At 59.1% G+C, this 18,881-nt stretch carries 22 protein-coding genes; 15 read left to right on the forward strand and 7 right to left on the reverse strand.

Annotated elements, in window-relative coordinates; all coding sequences use genetic code 11:
* Nucleotides 1-3 precede the first annotated feature (3 nt).
* From EKH79_RS16810 to EKH79_RS16835, 6 genes are all read left to right on the forward strand, one after another.
* Complete coding sequence (locus EKH79_RS16810; protein ID WP_126674965.1) at nucleotides 4-654, forward strand: NrsF family protein; 651 nt, start codon at nucleotides 4-6, stop codon at nucleotides 652-654.
* Between the two features lie 239 nt (nucleotides 655-893).
* The gene (rsfS, locus tag EKH79_RS16815) at nucleotides 894-1,283 is read left to right on the forward strand and encodes a ribosome silencing factor (RefSeq protein ID WP_126674966.1); all 390 of its coding nucleotides are present in this window, start codon (nucleotides 894-896) and stop codon (nucleotides 1,281-1,283) included.
* Nucleotides 1,284-1,294: 11 nt separating this feature from the next.
* Nucleotides 1,295-1,765, forward strand: a complete 471-nt coding sequence (rlmH, locus tag EKH79_RS16820) for a 23S rRNA (pseudouridine(1915)-N(3))-methyltransferase RlmH (protein WP_126674967.1) — start codon at nucleotides 1,295-1,297, stop codon at nucleotides 1,763-1,765.
* Between the two features lie 54 nt (nucleotides 1,766-1,819).
* Nucleotides 1,820-2,269 (forward strand): GNAT family N-acetyltransferase, encoded by a 450-nt coding sequence (locus EKH79_RS16825; protein WP_126674968.1) that lies wholly within the window; start codon nucleotides 1,820-1,822, stop codon nucleotides 2,267-2,269.
* 335 nt (nucleotides 2,270-2,604) lie between these two features.
* Entirely contained in the window at nucleotides 2,605-4,404 is a 1,800-nt protein-coding gene (locus tag EKH79_RS16830) for an LTA synthase family protein (RefSeq protein WP_126674969.1), read from the forward strand.
* 75 nt (nucleotides 4,405-4,479) lie between these two features.
* A complete protein-coding gene (locus EKH79_RS16835; RefSeq protein WP_126674970.1) occupies nucleotides 4,480-5,058 on the forward strand; it encodes a Maf family protein in 579 nt (192 codons plus the stop codon).
* 4 nt (nucleotides 5,059-5,062) lie between these two features.
* Here the strand turns inward: EKH79_RS16835 and EKH79_RS16840 are convergent, their stop codons facing one another.
* Nucleotides 5,063-5,854: a CPBP family intramembrane glutamic endopeptidase gene (locus EKH79_RS16840; protein WP_158621276.1), complete on the reverse strand. Its 792-nt coding sequence runs from the start codon at nucleotides 5,852-5,854 to the stop codon at nucleotides 5,063-5,065.
* A 49-nt stretch (nucleotides 5,855-5,903) separates the two neighbouring features.
* Nucleotides 5,904-6,296, reverse strand: a complete 393-nt coding sequence (locus EKH79_RS16845) for an MAPEG family protein (RefSeq protein WP_126675071.1) — start codon at nucleotides 6,294-6,296, stop codon at nucleotides 5,904-5,906.
* Between the two features lie 114 nt (nucleotides 6,297-6,410).
* Between EKH79_RS16845 and ypfJ the strand changes: the two genes are divergently transcribed.
* Together ypfJ and EKH79_RS16855 are read left to right on the forward strand one after the other, a co-directional pair.
* Entirely contained in the window at nucleotides 6,411-7,274 is an 864-nt protein-coding gene (gene ypfJ, locus EKH79_RS16850; RefSeq protein ID WP_126674972.1) for a KPN_02809 family neutral zinc metallopeptidase, read from the forward strand.
* A 102-nt stretch (nucleotides 7,275-7,376) separates the two neighbouring features.
* Nucleotides 7,377-7,745 (forward strand): YkgJ family cysteine cluster protein, encoded by a 369-nt coding sequence (locus EKH79_RS16855; protein WP_126674973.1) that lies wholly within the window; start codon nucleotides 7,377-7,379, stop codon nucleotides 7,743-7,745.
* Nucleotides 7,746-7,758: 13 nt separating this feature from the next.
* On the opposite strand, the gene EKH79_RS16860 is transcribed toward EKH79_RS16855, so the two are convergent.
* Together EKH79_RS16860 and EKH79_RS16865 are read right to left on the reverse strand one after the other, a co-directional pair.
* Complete coding sequence (locus EKH79_RS16860) at nucleotides 7,759-8,535, reverse strand: anti-sigma factor family protein (RefSeq protein ID WP_126674974.1); 777 nt, start codon at nucleotides 8,533-8,535, stop codon at nucleotides 7,759-7,761.
* Complete coding sequence (locus EKH79_RS16865) at nucleotides 8,522-9,094, reverse strand: sigma-70 family RNA polymerase sigma factor (RefSeq protein WP_126674975.1); 573 nt, start codon at nucleotides 9,092-9,094, stop codon at nucleotides 8,522-8,524. Before EKH79_RS16865 ends, EKH79_RS16860 begins: the two co-directional genes overlap by 14 nt.
* Nucleotides 9,095-9,228: 134 nt before the next feature.
* Between EKH79_RS16865 and EKH79_RS16870 the strand changes: the two genes are divergently transcribed.
* A complete protein-coding gene (locus tag EKH79_RS16870; RefSeq protein ID WP_126674976.1) occupies nucleotides 9,229-10,164 on the forward strand; it encodes a metallophosphoesterase family protein in 936 nt (311 codons plus the stop codon).
* 35 nt (nucleotides 10,165-10,199) lie between these two features.
* Nucleotides 10,200-10,523 (forward strand): cupredoxin domain-containing protein, encoded by a 324-nt coding sequence (locus EKH79_RS16875; RefSeq protein ID WP_233590369.1) that lies wholly within the window; start codon nucleotides 10,200-10,202, stop codon nucleotides 10,521-10,523.
* Here the strand turns inward: EKH79_RS16875 and EKH79_RS16880 are convergent.
* Together EKH79_RS16880 and EKH79_RS16885 are read right to left on the reverse strand one after the other, a co-directional pair.
* Complete coding sequence (locus tag EKH79_RS16880) at nucleotides 10,510-11,319, reverse strand: DODA-type extradiol aromatic ring-opening family dioxygenase (RefSeq protein ID WP_126674977.1); 810 nt, start codon at nucleotides 11,317-11,319, stop codon at nucleotides 10,510-10,512. The two genes, EKH79_RS16875 and EKH79_RS16880, sit on opposite strands and share 14 nt — an antisense overlap.
* Before the next feature lie 107 nt (nucleotides 11,320-11,426).
* Nucleotides 11,427-13,319: a DEAD/DEAH box helicase gene (locus EKH79_RS16885; RefSeq protein ID WP_126674978.1), complete on the reverse strand. Its 1,893-nt coding sequence runs from the start codon at nucleotides 13,317-13,319 to the stop codon at nucleotides 11,427-11,429.
* Between the two features lie 121 nt (nucleotides 13,320-13,440).
* Here EKH79_RS16885 and EKH79_RS16890 point away from each other — a divergent pair, with 121 nt between their 5' ends.
* Together EKH79_RS16890 and EKH79_RS16895 are read left to right on the forward strand one after the other, a co-directional pair.
* Entirely contained in the window at nucleotides 13,441-14,190 is a 750-nt protein-coding gene (locus EKH79_RS16890; protein ID WP_126674979.1) for an SDR family NAD(P)-dependent oxidoreductase, read from the forward strand.
* Nucleotides 14,191-14,248: 58 nt separating this feature from the next.
* A complete protein-coding gene (locus EKH79_RS16895; protein WP_126674980.1) occupies nucleotides 14,249-14,803 on the forward strand; it encodes a GNAT family N-acetyltransferase in 555 nt (184 codons plus the stop codon).
* A gap of 197 nt (nucleotides 14,804-15,000) precedes the next feature.
* Here the strand turns inward: EKH79_RS16895 and EKH79_RS16900 are convergent, their stop codons facing one another.
* Nucleotides 15,001-16,323, reverse strand: a complete 1,323-nt coding sequence (locus tag EKH79_RS16900; RefSeq protein WP_126674981.1) for a DEAD/DEAH box helicase — start codon at nucleotides 16,321-16,323, stop codon at nucleotides 15,001-15,003.
* 185 nt (nucleotides 16,324-16,508) lie between these two features.
* On the opposite strand from EKH79_RS16900, the gene EKH79_RS16905 reads away from it, so the two are divergent.
* From EKH79_RS16905 to EKH79_RS16915, 3 genes are all read left to right on the forward strand, one after another.
* Entirely contained in the window at nucleotides 16,509-17,729 is a 1,221-nt protein-coding gene (locus EKH79_RS16905; protein ID WP_126674982.1) for an MFS transporter, read from the forward strand.
* A 33-nt stretch (nucleotides 17,730-17,762) separates the two neighbouring features.
* On the forward strand, nucleotides 17,763-18,257 hold the full coding sequence (locus EKH79_RS16910) for a GNAT family N-acetyltransferase (protein WP_126674983.1): 495 nt from the start codon (nucleotides 17,763-17,765) through the stop codon (nucleotides 18,255-18,257).
* Nucleotides 18,258-18,327: 70 nt separating this feature from the next.
* The gene (locus tag EKH79_RS16915; RefSeq protein ID WP_126674984.1) at nucleotides 18,328-18,813 is read left to right on the forward strand and encodes an FKBP-type peptidyl-prolyl cis-trans isomerase; all 486 of its coding nucleotides are present in this window, start codon (nucleotides 18,328-18,330) and stop codon (nucleotides 18,811-18,813) included.
* The last annotated feature ends 68 nt before the right edge of the window (nucleotides 18,814-18,881 follow it).

Below are 18,881 nucleotides of genomic sequence, written 5' to 3' on the forward strand. Positions count from 1 at the left end.
CCGATGTCTGACGTATCACGCCACGATGCCTTGATCGACGCGCTCGGCGCGGAGCTGACGCCCGTACGGCGTTTGCTGCCGCCGTGGGTGCGTACGGTCGGCTGGCTGGTGATCGTGGCGATCATCGGTGCGGTGATGCTTAGCCGCTACGGTGCGGCAACCATGCTCCGCCGCTGGGACGCGGCGCCGGATCTCGGCATGGCGGCGCTCGGCGCCGTGCTTACCGCGATTACCGCGTCGCTGGCGGCGTTTGCGCTGGCCGTGCCCGGCCGCTCTGCCAAATGGGCATGGCTGCCGGTGCCCAGTGCCCTGCTGTGGATCGGCGCCAGCGGTATGGGGTGTCTGAGGGCGCATATTCCGGGGATGCACGTCCTGGACATGCATGGCGCCAATGACTGCCTGATCTTCATCATCAGCTTCTCGGTCCCGCTATCGGGCTTGCTGATCTGGCTGTTGCGGCGGGCGTGCCCGTTGCGCCCGGTGCTCACCGCGGTCGTGGTGGGCCTAGCCAGTGCTTCCGCCTCGGCATGCCTGCTGGAAATCATCCACAACGTCGACGCAGCCGCGTCGGATTTGCTGATGCATGCGCTCGCCGTCGCCATCGTTATCGGGGCGAATGCCCTGATGGGCGGGCGTCTGCTTTCACGCGCCTGAGTCCGCGGTTCCAACCTCGTACAAATGGCAGAGCCATGACCGTGAGCCCGGTCGATGGTGAAAGCGTAAAACGCCTGAAACAAGGCATTCAGCGAGCCGGATCGTCCCCCCCGAAAAGACGCCGGAATGAATCTCAAATAGCCGATTTTCAAGCAACCACTTGACGTCCCATTACGGTCGGGCGGATATACTGGAGCCGCGCCATTCCGCGCAGCCGATACGCCGCGAGGCCCTAACTCTTGATCACATCCCGTAACGCCAAGGCCGTCACCACGGCCACCCTGCGCAAGTCCGTCATTGCCGCGCTTGAAGACCTCAAGGCCAAAGACATCCGCGAGATCGATGTCCAGGGCAAAACCTCCATCGCCGACCTGCTCGTGATTGCTTCCGGCACCTCGGCACGCCACGTCAAATCCATCGCCGACGAAGTGGTCAAGTTCGCGAAAAAGGCGGGCGTGATGCCGCTTGGTGTCGAGGGCGAGCGGGAAGCGGAGTGGGTGTTGGTGGACCTGGGCGACGTCATCGTGCACGTCATGCTGCCGCGCATCCGCGAGTTCTACGGCCTGGAACGCTTGTGGACAGTTGCCGACCGTGACGAACAGGGCGAAGCCGCTCTGGCCACCGGTTAAGAACATCCGGCATGCGTGCTCGCCTGATCGCCATCGGCGAACGCATGCCCGCATGGGTTGCAGAAGGGTTTGCCGAATACCGCAAACGGCTGTCTCACGATTTGCCTCTCGAATTAGTCGAATTGAAACCCGGTGCGCGCGGCAAGGGGCGCGACGATGCGCGCGCAATTCAGGAGGAGGGCAACGCCATCCTCGCCGGATTGCCGCGTGATATTCACGTTGTTGCGCTCGATGGACGTGGCAAGACCTGGTCCAGCGAAGAGCTTGCCGAACAGCTCGCGAAATGGCGCATGTCCGGGCGCGATATAGCATTTCTCATCGGTGGCCCGGATGGCCACTCGCCCGATGTTTTGGCCCGCGCCGATCAAAAGTGGTCATTGGGTCCGCTGACCCTCCCGCATATGCTGGTCAGGCTTGTACTCGCCGAACAGCTTTATCGCGCTACGACTTTGCTCGCCGGTCATCCCTACCATCGAGCGTGAGTCGACGAAGGTTCGAAAGCGGGCACGCAACATCGCATCGCACTCGGAGCCTGCATGAACATCCAGATTCGCCAAGCCACCATCCACGATCTCGATGTGCTGGTTCCTTTGTTCGATGGCTATCGGCAGTTCTACAAGCAGGCGTCCGATCCGGCGCTTGCACGCAGGTTTCTCAGCGAGCGTTTTGCACATCACGAGTCGCTGATCTTGCTCGCCTCCGATGCGCAACAACGAGGACTCGGTTTTACTCAGCTCTATCCATTGTTTTCATCAGTGCGTGCGGTGCGCACGTATTTGCTCAATGACTTGTTTGTTGCGACGGATGCTCGCCGTCACGGCGCAGCGAAGTCATTGCTGTTGGCCTCCGCCGATCATGCGCGGGCTTTGGGAGCCGCGAATCTTTCGCTTGCAACAGCGTTGGACAACACACCTGCACAGGCACTTTACGAGTCGCTTGGATGGCAGCGTGATCGGCAATTTTGCGAATATGGTCTCGTGCTTTAGCGATTTTCGGTTCTTTCATCCACGCACCCCGCGGTTTTATTCCCGTCAGCGCAAGGCTGACGGTGACGTCTGTTGCGCAACCCCTTGACGCCGGTTGCCATTGTCACAAAGATGCAACCTTACGATAAGCTGACGAGCATCTTGGCGAATGATTTTGCCGAAAATGCAAGCCGATATCGCGGGTAATACTTTTCTGAAAACAACAGCTTAGATATGTGCTCTGCGCAAGTCGTCGGATTACATGAAGGAGAGCACCGTCTCATGGACTAGCCCTTCATAAAGCAGAGCATGGCTCGATCACGAGACGAAAGTTTTTGCGAAATCGAGGGCGATCTATGGGCGCGTTCAAAGAAGCTGGCAGCGGGAAGGGCGCCGTTTGGCATCGCGCATTGAGCGTTGGCGTAAGACTGCTGGCGCTTGCACTTATCTGCGTCTTGCTCGCGCGGCACCTCGATCCAGCGCTGCACGCTGGATTCAATCCGGGATTGGTATGGCGGAATGCATTTCCACTCTTCTTGATAGCGCTGCTGCTGTATGGCTTTTTCGGCCGAATTGTCCTCACGGCCGTTGTGAGTGCTGCGCTTATCGCACTCGTCTACAAGATCAATGCCATCAAAGTAAGAAACCTTCATTCGCCACTCACGCCGGACGATGCGGCGTTGAGTCATCAGGTGGCGGGCGATATCGGTTTCTTTGCGCACTACACGGGCTATCACGTCGTCGCGTTGGTATTGGCGCCGGTTTTACTCATCGTCGCGGCTGTAGTGTTGTGGCGCAGGGAAACACGCCTTTTTAAGCCGCACCGTGTAACGCGGGTGGTATGCGCGCTGTTGGCTGTTCTGGGTTTGTATGCATTGATGCAAGGCTATCGTCCGTGGCGCGAATGGTATGCAAGCAACGCCATGACAGGCTATCAACAGTGGAATCCGATATTCAGCGCACAAAGCAAAGGGTTTACGGCCATGTTCGTGAGAATGTGTCAGGACCGGCAGGTGTCCGTTCCACCTCCCGACAAATCGGTTGTCGCGACGTTTGTAAGTCATCACGCCCAGGACATTGCGCAGCGTGAAGAACGTCAACCACCGCAGGTGCTACCCGACATCGTTATCGTTCAGAGCGAAGCATTCTTCGATCCCGGCGTGCTGAAAAGCGTCGACTACGGCCAGTTCGATCCGAATTTCGAACGCCTTGCAGCGACAGGGATCACTGGCAGTCTAACCACGCCGACGTATGGCGGCGGCACGATCCGAACCGAATTCGAAACGCTCACCGGCTATCCGATGATGGCGTTTCCCGCTGTGCAATATCCTTATTTCGGCTTGGCTCATCGTTGGATGCCGACGATTCCACGACGTCTGCAAGCGCTGGGTTACACCACCGCACTTTTTCATCCGTATGAAAGCGATTTCTGGAATCGCGACGAAACGATGCCCGCGCTCGGTTTTCAGCGCATGTATTTTGAAGATGCCTTCAAGGATGCGTCGCGTGCGGGCCTGTTCGTTTCTGACCATTCGCTTTTCGATGCCGTGCTCGCCTATCTGGATGACTTGCACTCGTCACCGAGTTACACCATGGTTATCACCATGGAAAATCATGGGCCGTGGAATCGCGACCCGGGCCAGCTGGCCAATCTTCTGAAAACGAACCCGTTGCCTGCCGGTCTTTCCGAGGAAGGTACGGAGCAGATGACGTACTACGCGTCGCATTTGATCAATGGCGATGCCGCACTCGCGGATTTTGCGACCAAACTACTCGCCCGCAAGCGCTGGACGATTTTCCTCTTCTATGGCGATCATCTGCCTGCGCTCGATGCGGCTTATCAGGATCTGGGCTTCGACGACAACAGGGCGGCGTATCAGGAGCACACGCGTTACATGATGTTGTCGAATCGCCCGTTCGATTCCCATCAGCGACGCCAGCTCAACTTGTCCGCCTACGATCTTCCAGGCTTGCTGTTTGACGTGGCTGGATTGCCGGAGGATGGCTATCTCGCACTGGCGTCGACAATCCGTTGGGCGTCCATGCATGACGCCATCGCCAATGCCGACGGCTACCGTGACGTGCAATTCAATGCAGCAAGGCTGGAAGTAACGTGCGGACATAAATTGAATTTGGCCGAAAACTGTCCGCCCTGATCTGGAACGTTGCGCGCTTCGTTACCGACGCGCAGGCGGTTATGCTTGCGCCTGGCGTATTGATGGAAGTAGCTCATGCTTTATTTGGCTTCGCAGTCGCCGCGTCGTCGCGATCTGCTTGGACAGCTTGGTGTGGTGTTTTCCGTGCTCGATGTGGATGTCGTGGAGCAGCGGGCTATCGGTGAATCGCCCACCGATTATGTTCAGCGCGTGGCGTGCGATAAAGCGAAAGAAGGCTTCGCTTCCCTTGATGGTTATAAACGAACTGCAGCCGTGGTGCTTGGCGCGGATACGGAGGTCGTGCTGGACGGCGACGTTTTCGGTAAACCCAGTGACACCGCCGATGCAGCCGCCATGTTGCGGCGCCTGTCCGGGCGCACGCATGAAGTCATTTCAGCAGTGTGGTTAGTCGGCGACGATCGCGAAGCCGGCGAGGTCTGCGTATCCAAAGTTCGCTTCGCCACACTCGATGACGCAACGATCGATGCTTACGTCGCAAGCGGAGAACCTTTCGGCAAGGCCGGTGCCTACGCCATTCAAGGGCGCGGCGCGACGTTGATCGAATATCTGGAAGGCAGCTATTCGGGCGTGATGGGATTGCCGCTGTTCGAAACGGCACGACTGCTGCGAAATTTTGGCGCGCATACCGCGTGAGCGTTTATGTGCTGCCTGCAAGGGTGGCGAACAGCGCAATGAGTGCGAACAAATTGTAGACACCGTGTGCCAATACCGCAGGCCACAATGACGACGACTTCAATCGCAGCCACGCAAGTCCTACTGCAAGCAGGATCAAGCCAGGCAGCGCAAACCATTTGAAATCCAGCCCTTCCAAGTGCACGACACCGAACAGCACGGCGGAGATCACGACCGACCATGCCGTCGACAAGCGGCGCATCAACGCCGACAGCAGCACGCCGCGAAACAGCAGCTCCTCGATCAGCGGCCCGACGATCACCATCACCATCGCCAATGGCAGGCGCAGGTTTTCGGGCGCATTGCGGCTGAGTTCTTCGACGTTTTGCGAGACCGTTTGTCCGTGCGCCAACAGCTCAGTGAGCCAACCGCCAACCGGCGGTGTCACGATGCCGACGATAAACGCCAGTACGTACCAGTAGGCCGATGTCGCGGGTGCGAATCCGAATCCCGGCGGTTTTTCGAGCGGCCAGAGTGCAGGCCATTGGCGACGTACGAGACTCAGCATCACCAATGCAATCAGTGGCAATCCCAGGATGATGAATAGCGCATTGCTACCAGGCCGTTTCAATATGGCCATCACGTGGCTATGCAAATCCGCTTGCGAGAGGTCGGGGTGTTGCACGTGCGCAACGACACCCACGATGAAACTGACGGTCGCACCTGCTGCGGCCTGCAGCAGGACATAAAGCACGATCAAGCCTATAGCGATCCAAACGCTCGGCGCAGAGGATCTGGCGGTTTCGTTTGGCGACATGAATGGGTCGGGATTCGCCGGTTTTTCAGTCATGCGTCAGGCGCTGGTTTCAGCTCACCATCATCGCGCGGACGATACCGATACCCGCCATGACAACCAGTGCACCCCATGCCACGATGGCGATCATGTAGCCCGGGCCACGCTTGCTCGCATCCTTCAGGTAGGCCAGCGCGTACCAGACGCGGCCAACGATCCACACAAGGCCCGCAAGACCCGCCCACAGTTCGAAACCGAAGTGGCCCGCCAGCAAAAGGACAGGCAGAAACATGACCGCGCTTTCCAGCGTATTCATCTGCACGCGATAGGCGCGCTCGAACGCCGGATGCCCGCTGATTGCCGGAGCTTCAATGCCGTATTTCGCCCGCGCACGTCCCACCGCATACATGGTGCCGAACATCAGGAGAACCGTCAGCAAGGTGACCAGCTCAGGCAGATAATGGATCATGGAAAAACTCAGCGAGGAAGGTGGTGCCACTGTAGCGGTTTGGTGCCATGCTGGGGAGGATGGCCGGAAGGGCCGGCCGACACGTTTGACGACACGTACGGCGGAGGTCTTATGGATTGGCAGAAAGGCGAACGCAGTCAGAATGTCGAAGTGGACAGCGGCGGCGGTGGTGGCGGAGGCGGCGGTTTTGGTGGGGGACGCATGGGGATCGGTGGCCTGATCATCCTGGCCATCCTCGGGTGGGTCTTCTTCAAGAACCCGATGGCGCTACTCAATCAAGACAATACTCAACCCGGTGCCTACGCACCCTCCGGACAACCGGCGCAGGTGGATCCGCAGCAGAAGGATTTTGTCAGCGCGATCCTGGGTTCGACCGAAAAAACCTGGAGCGACATTTTCAGCGGCATGGGTCGTACCTATGTCGATCCGAAACTGGAGCTTTTCAGCGGCGGCGTAAACACCGCGTGCGGTGCGGCGTCGACGGCCGTTGGCCCGTTCTACTGTCCGGGCGATCAGAAGGTTTATCTGGACCTGGATTTCTTCCGCGAACTGGATACACGTTTCCATGCCAGTGGCGATTTCGCCCGCGCTTATGTGATTGCGCATGAAGTCGGACATCACGTGCAAAACCAGCTGGGCATTTTCGACAAAGTCGCGCAGATGCAGCGGCAGGGCGCGCGCATGGAAGGTGCGGATGGTTTGTCGGTGCGTCAGGAGCTCCAGGCCGATTGCTTTGCGGGCGTCTGGGCCAATCGCACGCAACAGCGATTGCAGTGGTTGCAGCCCGGTGACGTCGAGTCGGCCTTGAATGCTGCGAGCCAGATCGGCGACGACACCCTGCAACGCGAAGCGCGTGGCACGGTCGTACCCGATTCCTTCACGCACGGCACCTCGGCGCAGCGCGTGAAATGGTTCAAGACCGGATTCCAGAGCGGCGATATTCAGCAATGCAACACATTTAGCGGTGCGCTTTAAATAGGCCAGTGGCCCCTCTGCGGAGGGGCCGTTGCGCTCAGCCGGTGATTGACGGATGAATAGAATTCTCGCAATGCGCCGGGAGCGCCTGTAGCCACCGTTATGACCCATCCATGCTTGCGCTGCGGTGCGTGCTGCGCCCATTTTCGTGTGGCCTTCCATTGGTCTGAAGCACACTCGGACCTGGGTGGTGTCGTGCCCGTTGAATTGACCGAGAAGCTCGACGCGCATCGCCTCGCCATGCGCGGCACATGGGCGCAACGTCCGCAATGCATCGCGCTGGAAGGTGAGGTAGGCGGCAACGCGTGTTGCAGCATTTATGCGCGGCGGCCGTCTGTCTGCCGGGATGTGCAGCCTTCATGGGAAAACGGCGCGCCCAGTGAGCAATGCGACAGGGCGCGCATGGCACACGGTCTGGAACCGCTCACGCCGCAAGTTTGGATTGAGTTCGCAGTCGCTGCGGCGTCGTGATGCGTTAACAGCGTCAGCGCATCGGCGGATTTGCCGCATCGTTCTCAAATGCAAGTACAAACTGGCGAAGATCATCCTCGTTGACATCCGAGACAGCGACATACTGCATATTGGAGGACGCCCAGCGAATCACGGTATATCCGTGCCATTGCGTGATGTCCTGTGCCGAGGGCGCCGATGCCGATGGCCATTGATAAAGATTGATCACATGCAGCCGGCGCTTGTAAACCAGTGCCGCGACACTGTGGCCATCCAATGCATCGAGTCGTCCACCTATCAGCGGAAAACCTTCGCTGGCCAGATCTTTCACGCGCGGTGAAAAATCTAGCTTGCCTTCGAACCATGGCTTCACGGTGTGCTGATCGGTCGAAACGACATCCATCAGATGCTGCTGCTGCATCGATCGGATATGGCTGGAAACCGCTTCGTCGGCAACCAGGTTGGTATCCGCGCCGCGCGGATGCAGCACGTACAACCACATCGGCGCGACAAGCAGCAGCGCGCCCGCAAAACCTGCCGCCATGGCCAAGCCGACAAGTCCGCGGCGCGGCTTGGCGATGACGGGCGAAGCGGCCTGTTTCGGCGTTTCCCACTGCTTGCGCAACGCATCGGGTGCGCGCTGGTAGAGCGACGGTTGCGCCATGGCCTTATGCAATTGCACATAGTCCGCGTAACTGGCGGCGCACGCGGTACAGCCTTGCATATGCCGTGTGATCGCCACGCTTTGCGCGGCGTCGAGTTCGTCGTCGAGGTAGGCGTGCAGGAGCAGCCTCGCGTCATTGCACATCATGACGGCGTGCCTCCGAGGGTTGTTGAGTCAGTTCGGTCTTTAGGCGTTCTCGCGCACGTGCAAGCCGTGACATGACCGTTCCGATTTTCTGTCCGGTGATGGAAGCAATCTCCTTGTACGAGCACTCTTCCAGTTCGCGCAAAATAATGACTTCGCGCAACGGATGAGGAAGTTTTTCCAAAGCCTTTTGCAGCGAACCCACATCGGTTGCGAGCATCATTCGTGCTTCGGGTGACGGCTGCTCGTCGGCGACGGTGTGCACGTCATCGTCGAACGATTCGTGCATGCCCACGGGAGACGTCTTTGCGCGCAACGAATAGAACGTATTCCGAACAATGGCCAGCAACCAGACCCGCGCATCCGTGCCATGAAAACTGTCGAAGTAACGGAAGGCGCGAAGCATGGCTTCTTGCACGACATCCTGTGCATCCATATCGTCGCGCGCCAGCCAGCGAGCGAGGTTGTACGCCGCATCCAGATACGGCAAGACGCCCACCTCGAAGTTGCGGCTTCGATCGGCGTTTGTGCGAAATGGCGTGCTCTGAAAGTCAGCTGGCATAAGAGGTATTACCGCCGTTCAAGCGACTTTATTCCCTTCGCACAAAACCCGGAATAGGCCGGCTACGTCGCCGGTAATGCAGGTGAGGGGGTTGCACGGGCAACGCCCATTCCTTCAAAACGGGACACGAGATCATGCAGGACAATCATGACAGCGAGGCCAGAGGCCGTCGCGACTTTCTCAAGTGCATGGCCTGGGCCGGCGCGGGCACCTTGTGGTTGATGAAAGGTGGCGTCTTGCACGCGCAGCCGCTGGGCGCTGGGGTTGAGGCTGGTGCGAGGGACGCAAGCTTCAGCTTTGCGCAAATCAGCGACTCGCATATCGGGTTCCACAAAGCGCCCAACATGGACGTGGGCGCGACCTTCAAGGAAGCGCTGGCACTGGTGAAAAAGCAGAAGCCGGCGTTCGTCATGCACACCGGTGATCTGACGCATCTATCGAAACCCGAACAGTTCGACACGCTGGCAGGCCTGGTGCAGGACGCGGGTGTCGGTCGCGTGTTCTATGTGCCGGGCGAACACGATGTGATTGGCGATAGCGGTGCGGAATTCTTTCGCCGCTTTGGCGAGCGGCAACAAGCGGGCGGCTGGTATAGCTTCGATCAAGGCGGCGTACATTTCGTTGCGCTGATCAACGTGCTAAATCTGAAAGCGGGCGGATTGGGTTCACTCGGCACCGATCAGCTTGCATGGCTTAAGAACGATCTGGCGGGGTTATCATCCGAAACTCCCCTTGTGATTTTCGCGCACATGCCGTTGTGGTCGGTGTATCCGCAATGGGGTTGGGGTACGGACGATAGCGATGAAGCCATGTCGTATGTACGGCGCTTCGGTTCTGTCAGTGTGCTCAACGGCCACATCCATCAGATTCAGCAAAAGGTGGAAGGCACGATCACCTTCTACACGGCGCGCTCTACGGCCTACCCGCAACCATCACCCGGAGTTGGGCCAGGACCTGGGCCGCTGCAAAGCGTTGCGCCGGATGCGTTGCATCGTTACATAGGCATTCGCGATGTGCGACATGTGCAGGGTAAAGACGCGCTCGCCGTGACCGATGAGGTGCTGTCATGACGGCACATCATCGACGACATGTGTGCTGGATGTGGATGGCGATGCTGATGGCTGTCATCGGCATCGCCCGGCCCGCGCGAGCAGAGGATGCCGCCATGCTGAAAACGAAGATTTATCGCGTGGAGATCCACGGTTTTGCATTCTCGCCCAAAACATTGAGCGTGCCTGCCGGTGCCCGCGTGGTATGGGTCAACAGTGATGACGAGCCCCATGTCGTCACCAGTGCGGGCTCTCTCTTTACGTCGTCCAAAGCGCTGGACACCGGCGATTCGTTTAGCACGACGTTCCAAAAGCCGGGAACGTATGCGTATTACTGCTCGATCCACCCCATGATGGTCGGAACCATCATTGTGCAGTGACAGCGGCTTTCGCGGTGTCGAATCGGTAGATATCCATGGCAAGGAAGCCAAGGTCGACACCTGCATCGATGCGTTGCGCCTTGAACGCTTCGCCTGCTGCGCCCAGTGCGACATAAAGCGGAAGGAAGTGCTCATCGGTGGGATGCGCACGTTCCGCAAAGGGCGCCTGGCGACGGTAATCAAGCAATGCACTCACGTCGCCGTCTGTCATTTTCTGTTCGATCCAGTTGATGAACGGGCGCACGTAAGGTGCCTCGCGTTCGTCGCTGTAACCGGCACGAAAATCGTGGAGGTTATGCGTGATGCTGCCGGAACCGATGACAAGGACGCCTTGCTCGCGCAGAGGCGCGAGCGCTTCGCCAATCGCGTAGTGGTGCGCGGGACCTAGTTGAGGCTGGATGGACAGCGGCACGACCGGGACGTCGGCGTGCGGATAGAGCAGGCGCAACGGTACCCATGCGCCGTGGTCGAGACCATGCGCGGCATCGAGCGTCGGTGCGAGTCCGGCACGATCAAGTAAATCCATCACCTGCGCAGCAACAGCCGGTGCTCCGGGTGCCGGATAGCGAATGTCGAACAACTCACGCGGAAAACCGTAAAAGTCGTGAATGGTTTCCGGATGTGCGGCGCCGCCCACTGTGGGCGAATGCGCGAGCCAATGCGCCGTGGCAATGACGATAGCCTTGGGCTTGGGCAATGCCGAAGCGAGCGCAGTCAAACGCTCGCCGACCTTTCCCGGATGCAGGGCAGTCATCGGCGAACCGTGCGAGATGTACAGGCTGGGCAGTGCGTTCATGGCGCTCAAGGGCTCGTTCAGATAACCCATAAGTATGGGCTGACCGAGCCATTTTCAGCGACAGACGCCAGGAAACGCACTGTTGCGTTGTTTGAACGATCGACGCCCTACTTGCGGCGTGGTGGCTTGCCGCCGCCGGGCTTACCGCCGCCATGTCCATGCGGGCGCGGCTTTCCGCCACCGTAACCACCACGCGCGTGTGGTGGCTTGTGGTCGCCATGCTTGCGCGGCGGATGCTCGCCGGCATCGGCTTCTTTGCCATCCCACTCGCTGATGCGCAGGGTCTGTTGATTCACCCACACCTTTTTCAGGTGCTCGAAGACCTCACCTGGCATGCCGTCGGGCAGATCGATCAGGCTGTAATCGCCGCGAATGCTCAGGCGGCCGATGAATTGGCTCTCCAAACCCGCTTCATTGGCGATGGCGCCGATGATGTTGCCGGGCTTCACCCCGTGTTCGTGGCCCACTTCGATGCGATACGTGCGTTTGCCCGCTTCGGTGGCATGCGGACGAACCTGACGCGGTGAAAAATCGCGCGACTCATCGCCGCGATGGCGCGGTTCGCGTGCTGGACGGCGTCCATCGCCATCTTTTACATGCTTCGGTTGCGTATCGCGCTCACGCGTATGTTCGCGTTCCCGCTCGCGTTCGCGCTTGGCAGGCGGCTCAAGCAACAACGGACGGTCGCCTTGCGCAATACGCGCCAGTGCGGCGGCAATCTCGACAGCGGGAATGTCGTGCTCCTGCTCGAACTGTTCGATCAACTGCTGGAACTGTTCGAGGCCACCCACTGCGAGCGTGTCCTTGATGTTCTGCTTGAAGCGTTCGATGCGGCGATCGTTGACGGCCTCGACCGTCGGCAGCTTCATTTCCTCGATCGGCTGGCGCGTGGCGCGTTCGATAGCGCGCAACATACCTTTCTCGCGCGGCGTAACGAAAAGAATAGCGTCGCCATTGCGGCCCGCACGGCCCGTACGTCCGATACGGTGCACGTAGCTTTCAGTGTCGTACGGAATATCGTAGTTCAGCACATGGCTGATGCGTTCCACATCTAATCCGCGTGCCGCAACGTCTGTAGCGACGAGAATGTCGAGCTTGCCATCTTTCAATTGCTGGATAACACGTTCGCGCTGTGCCTGCGCGATGTCGCCATTGATGGCGGCAGCAGCGAGTCCGCGCGCTTGCAGTTTTTCAGCGAGTTCTTCCGTTGCCTGCTTCGTACGCGCGAAGATGATCATCGCGTCGAACGGTTCGGCTTCAAGAATGCGTGTCATCGCATCGAGCTTGTGCATGCCGCTGACCCACCAGTAGCGCTGGCGGATGTTGGCAGCAGTGGTGGTCGCCGCCTTGATGGTGACTTCCACGGGATCTTTCAGATGTCGCTGCGCAATCTTGCGGATCGGTGGTGGCATCGTGGCAGAGAACAGCGCAACCTGACGTTCCGGCGGCGTGGCTTGCAGCACTTTTTCCACGTCATCGATAAAGCCCATGCGCAACATTTCATCGGCCTCGTCCAGCACCATGAAACGTAGCTCGGACAGATCGAGTGTCTTGCGATCAAGATGATCGATCACGCGTCCCGGTGTGCCGACGACGACGTGCACGCCTCGACGCAGCGCATGCAGCTGCGGACCGTAACTCTGGCCGCCGTAGATCGGCAGAACTTGAAAACCTGGAATGTGCGTCGCGTACCGCTGAAATGCTTCGGCCACCTGGATGGCCAATTCGCGCGTCGGCGTCAGCACGAGTGCCTGCGGTTTGCCGACGCGCATTTCGATGCGGGAAAGAATGGGCAGCGCGAAGGCAGCGGTCTTGCCGGTACCGGTTTGCGCCTGGCCCAACACGTCGCGACCTTGGAGCAGCGATGGAATCGTCGCGGCCTGGATCGGCGAGGGGGCTTCGTAACCTACGTCCGCCAGTACACGCAGCACCTCCGGCTTGAGTTCAAGCGCAGAGAAGCCAGCGGATGCTGGGACGGAGTCGGAAGAGGGGGAGGACATGGGGAAACCTCGACGTGGCATGCACGAGGGCATGCGGGAGAATGGTGTCTATTGTAACAGCCCACAGCGGCTGTACCTTTCGACAGGATGTTATTAATTGGCTGGATTATCTGGAGCTAGCATGCAAAACCGCTTGAAAGACCGTGTGGCGTTGGTGACGGGCGCATCCTCGGGCATTGGGGAAGCCACGGCGCTGGCGCTTGCCGATCAGGGCGCCAAGGTGGCGATTGCCGCGCGCCGCAAAGACCGGCTCGACGATCTGGCTAAAAAGCTCGCCGAAAAGGGTGCAGAGCCCCTGGTGCTGGTGGCGGACCTGTCGCATGAAGCGGAGGCGCAACGCATCGTGAAGGAAACGGAAGCGCGTTATGGCCGTCTGGACATCCTCATCAACAACGCTGGCGTGATGTATCTGGAACCGATTGCCGAAGCGGATCTGGGTCGTTGGCGCAGGATGCTCGAATTGAATGTGCTGAGCTTGATTGCTTCGACGCAGGCCGCGCTGGCGGGCATGCGCGAACGGCGCGACGGACACATCGTGAACATCTCGTCGGTGGCAGGGCGCGTCGCCAATCCCAACTCGGCGGCTTATGCGGCGACGAAATTCGGTGTAGTGGGTTTTTCCGAAGCGTTGCGCCGTGAGGTGTTCAAGGACAACATCCGCGTGAGTGTGATCGAGCCGGGCATGGTGGATACCGAATTGCGCGATCACGTCAGTCACGAAACGACGAAGAAAGCCGTGGATGCGCTCGCTGGCGGAATGCGCCAATTGCAGTCTCAGGATATTGCCGACACGATCCTTTTCTGTGTGACGCGGCCCGACTACGTATGCATCAACGAAGTGTTGCTTCGGCCGACGGATCAGGAGCGGTGAGCTTTGCGACATATAAGCCTGTAATGGCCCCTGCTTTTGTCTGGATATAGGGGTAAATGTGAGCGTTTTCCCCATTTTGCGTACACCACGCACCGTCATTCGGTTGCCTGAAGAGAACGACGCGCCGAAGCTTCTTCGATACCGCGTGGAAAACCAGCTTCATCTTGGTCCCTGGGAGCCGTTACGCGAGCCGGTTTACTACACGCTGGATCACTGCATTACATCGATTGCGGAAGGTCGCGAGAATGTGCGGCTTGATCGCGGTTATCCGTTGCTCGTGTTCGACCGTGACGAGCACATGCTGTTGGCGACTTTCACCTTCGCCAACATCGTGCGCGGTGCTTTTCAAGCCTGTCATCTTGGCTATGGTGTCGCTGCGCACATGCAAGGACAGGGTTTGATGCAGGAGGTCCTTCGCGCCGGTATCGATTGGGCATTCGACGAATTGGATCTGCATCGCGTGATGGCGAACTATCTGCCGCGCAATGAACGCAGCGCAAAGTTACTCGCGCTGCTTGGTTTTGTGCGGGAAGGTTACGCGAAGCAATATCTGAACATTGCGGGAGTGTGGGAGGACCACATACTTACCGCACGTGTTCGGCCGGATGGTTGAACACTGACGAGGCGCCCAGTTTTACTTCGCCGTCCCCGATTTACCTCACCGTCATTCCGGCGCAGGCCGGAATCCAGTGGCGACGCAGAGCAAAAGCACCAGACCAAAAACGTTCTGAGTGCTTTGCACGGCTTATTTTTACTGGATTCCGGCCTGCGCCGGAATGACAGTGAGGGGGTTGAGCGCTTGAGGAGGGCTTACGCCTTCGCCGCAGGCCTACGCCCACCCGGACGGCGTTTGCGATTACCCATCGCATGCTCGCCGCCACCGCCATTCTTATTCTGCGCATGACCATGTGGACGATGCGACGAACCACCCTGGCGCGGACGCTGCTGCTGACGTTGACCCTGCTTCGGACGCGGAGCGTGCGCATCCAGGCGCAACGGCACCGACAATTCAAAACCAGCCACTTCGTTAATCGCGATGTCCTGATTGAGCAGCTTGCGAATATCGCGTAGCAAGCCCGACTCATCGTGGCTCACCAGCGACAATGCCAAACCATCGGCGCCGGCACGTCCCGTGCGGCCAATGCGATGCACGTAGTCTTCCGCAACCATCGGCAGATCGAAGTTGATCACGATCGGCAGCTGATCGATATCGATGCCGCGTGCGGCAATATCGGTCGCGACCAAAACCGTCACGCGGCCATTCTTGAAGTCCGCGAGTGCACGTGTGCGAGCGTTCTGGCTCTTGTTGCCGTGAATCGCTGCGGCGCGCAGGCCGGATTGTTCAAGGTAGCGCACCAGCTTGTCGGCGCCATGTTTCGTGCGGCTGAAAACCAGCGTCTGGCGGCGGCTGTCCTTGCTGAGCACGTGCAACAGCAAATCGCGCTTGCGCGATGCGTCGACCGGGTGCACTTCATGGCTGACCGTCGTCGCGACGCTGTTGGCCGGCGTCACCGACACTTCGCGCGGCGAATGCATGAACTGCATCGCCAGCGACTTGATCTCCGACGCAAACGTCGCAGAGAAAAGCAGCGTCTGACGCTGTGTCGGCAATGCGCTGATGATGCGCTTGAGCGAGGGCAGGAAGCCCATGTCGAGCATGCGATCGGCTTCGTCCAGCACCAATACTTCGATGCCGCGCAGATCGATCGTGCGTTGCTGCATGTGATCGACCAGGCGACCCGGCGTGGCGATGATGATGTCCACGCCGCGACGCAGCGCATTCACCTGCGGGCCCATGCTGACGCCGCCAAAGATCACGGCGGTGCTGACGCGAAGATGCTTGCCGTATTCGCGAATGTTGTCGTTGATCTGCGCGGCGAGTTCACGCGTTGGCGTGAGGATCAGTGCGCGCGGACGGCGGTTGCCCGAAGCGGCGGCCGTTGACATGCGTTGCAGCAACGGAAGCGCGAAGGCGGCGGTCTTGCCGGTGCCGGTTTGCGCGGCAGCCAGCAAATCGTGACCTTCCAGTACGACCGGAATGGCACCAGCCTGGATGGGGGTGGGTTCGGTGTAACCCTGTTCGGCAAGCGCGCGCAACAACGCAGGGGCTAGGCCCAGCGATTCAAATGACATGATGTACTCCAGTGTGCAACCCGGAGCTCATGTACAGAACCGCGTCGCCGTTTCAAAAATTCTAAGGAACCATTCGCAGCAAAATGGCGATATGGAGTTCCGCAGTATACACGATTCGGGCCCGCACGGTCGGCGCTGGCTGAACAACGTGCTAGCCTCCTGCGGTCGCAAACCGGGAGCCCTCCATGTCAGCCCTGTCCGCCCTGCGCGAATTGAACCATGAGCAGCGCCACACCGTGCTGGCGAGCTTTCTAGGCTGGACGCTCGATGCGTTCGACTATTTCCTCTTCACATTCGTGATTGTGGCGATATCGAAGGAATTTCACGCCGACCGTACCGATGTGACGTTGGGTGTCTTGCTCACGCTCGCGGCGCGTCCCATTGGTGCGCTGATTTTCGGCCGTCTCGCCGATCGCTACGGTCGCCGTCCCGTGTTGATGATCGACGTGATCCTGTTCTCGGTGTTCGAACTCGCCACTGCGTTCGCACCGTCGCTGACGATGCTGTTGATCATGCGTTTCATGTTCGGTGTTGCGATGGGTGGTGAATGGGGCATTGGTGCATCGCTGGCGATGGAAACCATTCCGCCAAAATCGCGCGGTCTTGTCTCAGGGTTACTGCAAAGCGGCTATCCGTGCGGTTTTTTCCTAGGCGCGCTGGTGAATTGGTTGCTGGTCGATCACATCGGCTGGCGTGGTTTGTTTGTCGTCGGCGCGATACCCGCATTGTTGGTGCTCTACATTCGGCGCAAAGTGCCGGAATCTCCTGCGTGGGAAGCGACACAAACGCAGCACGGTCGCCGCAGCTTGCTTGATGCTATGCGCGGGCATTGGAAGCTGGCGATTTATCTGATGTGCCTGATGGCTGCGTTCAACATGTTTAGTCATGGTTCGCAGGACATGTATCACACGTTCGAAGAAGTGAATCTGCATTTGCCGACCGGATCGGGTGCGGCTTTTATGCTTGTTGCGTTGCTTAATCTTGGTGCACTCGTCGGCGGAATTTTTTTCGGAGCGTGGTCGGAACGTATCGGTCGTCGCCGGGCGATGATCATCGCTGCATTGCTCGCCATTCCAGTAGTGCCGCTATGGACCTATGGCGGATCTTTCCTCTTACTTGGTTTGGGTGCATTCCTGATTCAAGTGATGGTGCAGGGCGCATGGGGCGTTGTGCCTTCGCATCTCAATGAGCTTTCTCCGGATGCCGTGCGTGGCACATTGCCAGGCTTCGCCTATCAGATGGGCAATTTGCTCGCTGCGGGCACTGCTACGGCGCAGTCATGGCTGGCTGCCCAAGGGTGGGGTCTGCCTTTGGTGATGTCCGTTTGGATTGCATGCGTGGCCTTGCTGCTGGCGTTGCTGGTCTGGCTTGGGCCGGAGGCACGCGGCGTGCGATTTGGGGAGTAAGTGGAGTTGAGCAGGGTCAAGGAGGCATGTGGCATGTACGACATCACGCTTGCGACCGTCGCCGATGTCGACGATATCAGCGAGCTCTTGCAGGCCAACGCCCCCTCGCAGGGTGGTTCGTTGACGGGAGAGTTTCCGCCTGAAACCGTGGCGCGCATGGTGTCGGGCGGTATGCCGGTCATCGTGGCACGGCGAGAGCAGCGGCTGGTCGGAGTGTTGTTCTCGGCTGCCAAGGACAATGCGGCAGCTCCTCTCTCGGTGAAAGCCATGTGGGTGGCGTGGCCGGGTGCGCTCTCTGCCTATGTTTATGGACCGGTTTGTATTGCCGACTCCGAGCGTGGCCATGGTTTGTTGCCGCGGTTGTACGAGGCATTGAGCGCGCGGTGCCACGGTCGCGAAGCAGTGCTTTTTATCCGGCGCGACAACCTTCCATCACTTCGCGCCCACGAGCGCCTGGGTATGCGCGAAGTGGCGGGATTCACCTTGGAAGGCTTCGAATACGCCGTTTATAGCGACGGCGGTCATTAGCAGGCTGTTTTACCGGTAAAAGGGCTGTCACAGGTAGAATAGGGCCTTTACTCAACCCGAGAGACAGGTAATGAAGGCTGGCAAGGACAAGGTCATCGCGTTCCACTACACGCTTACCGTGGACGGCGAGAAGGTTGAAAGCTCGCATGAAGGCGGGCAGCCGTTGTGGATTCTGCTTGGCCATGGCCAGCTGATTCCCGGTCTGGAAAAGGCGCTGGAAGATCACGGCGCGGGCGACTCGCTGCAGGTGGAAATTGCCCCTGCCGACGGTTACGGCGAGCGCCAGGAAGGCCAGATCCAGCGCGTGCCGAAGAAGTATTTCCAGCAGGGTAATCGTCTGAAACCGGGCATGGTGACGGTGCTGTCGCTCAAGCAGGGCGGTCAGCGCGCCGTGACGGTGCACAAAGTCGGTATGAGCACAGTCGATGTGGACATGAATCATCCGATGGCCGGCAAGACGCTCAACTTCGATGTGGCGATCCAGGAAGTGCGTGACGCGACCGAAGAAGAAATCCAGCACGGCCATGCGCATCCGCCGGGTGCAGAAGCGCACTGATTGCGTAACGTACAAGCATAAAAAAACAACGGCGCCGAAAGGCGCCGTTGTTGTCTGAGTTTCCAGGC

It is taken from the genome of Dyella dinghuensis, assembly GCF_003977615.1.
GTDB lineage: Bacteria > Pseudomonadota > Gammaproteobacteria > Xanthomonadales > Rhodanobacteraceae > Dyella_B > Dyella_B dinghuensis.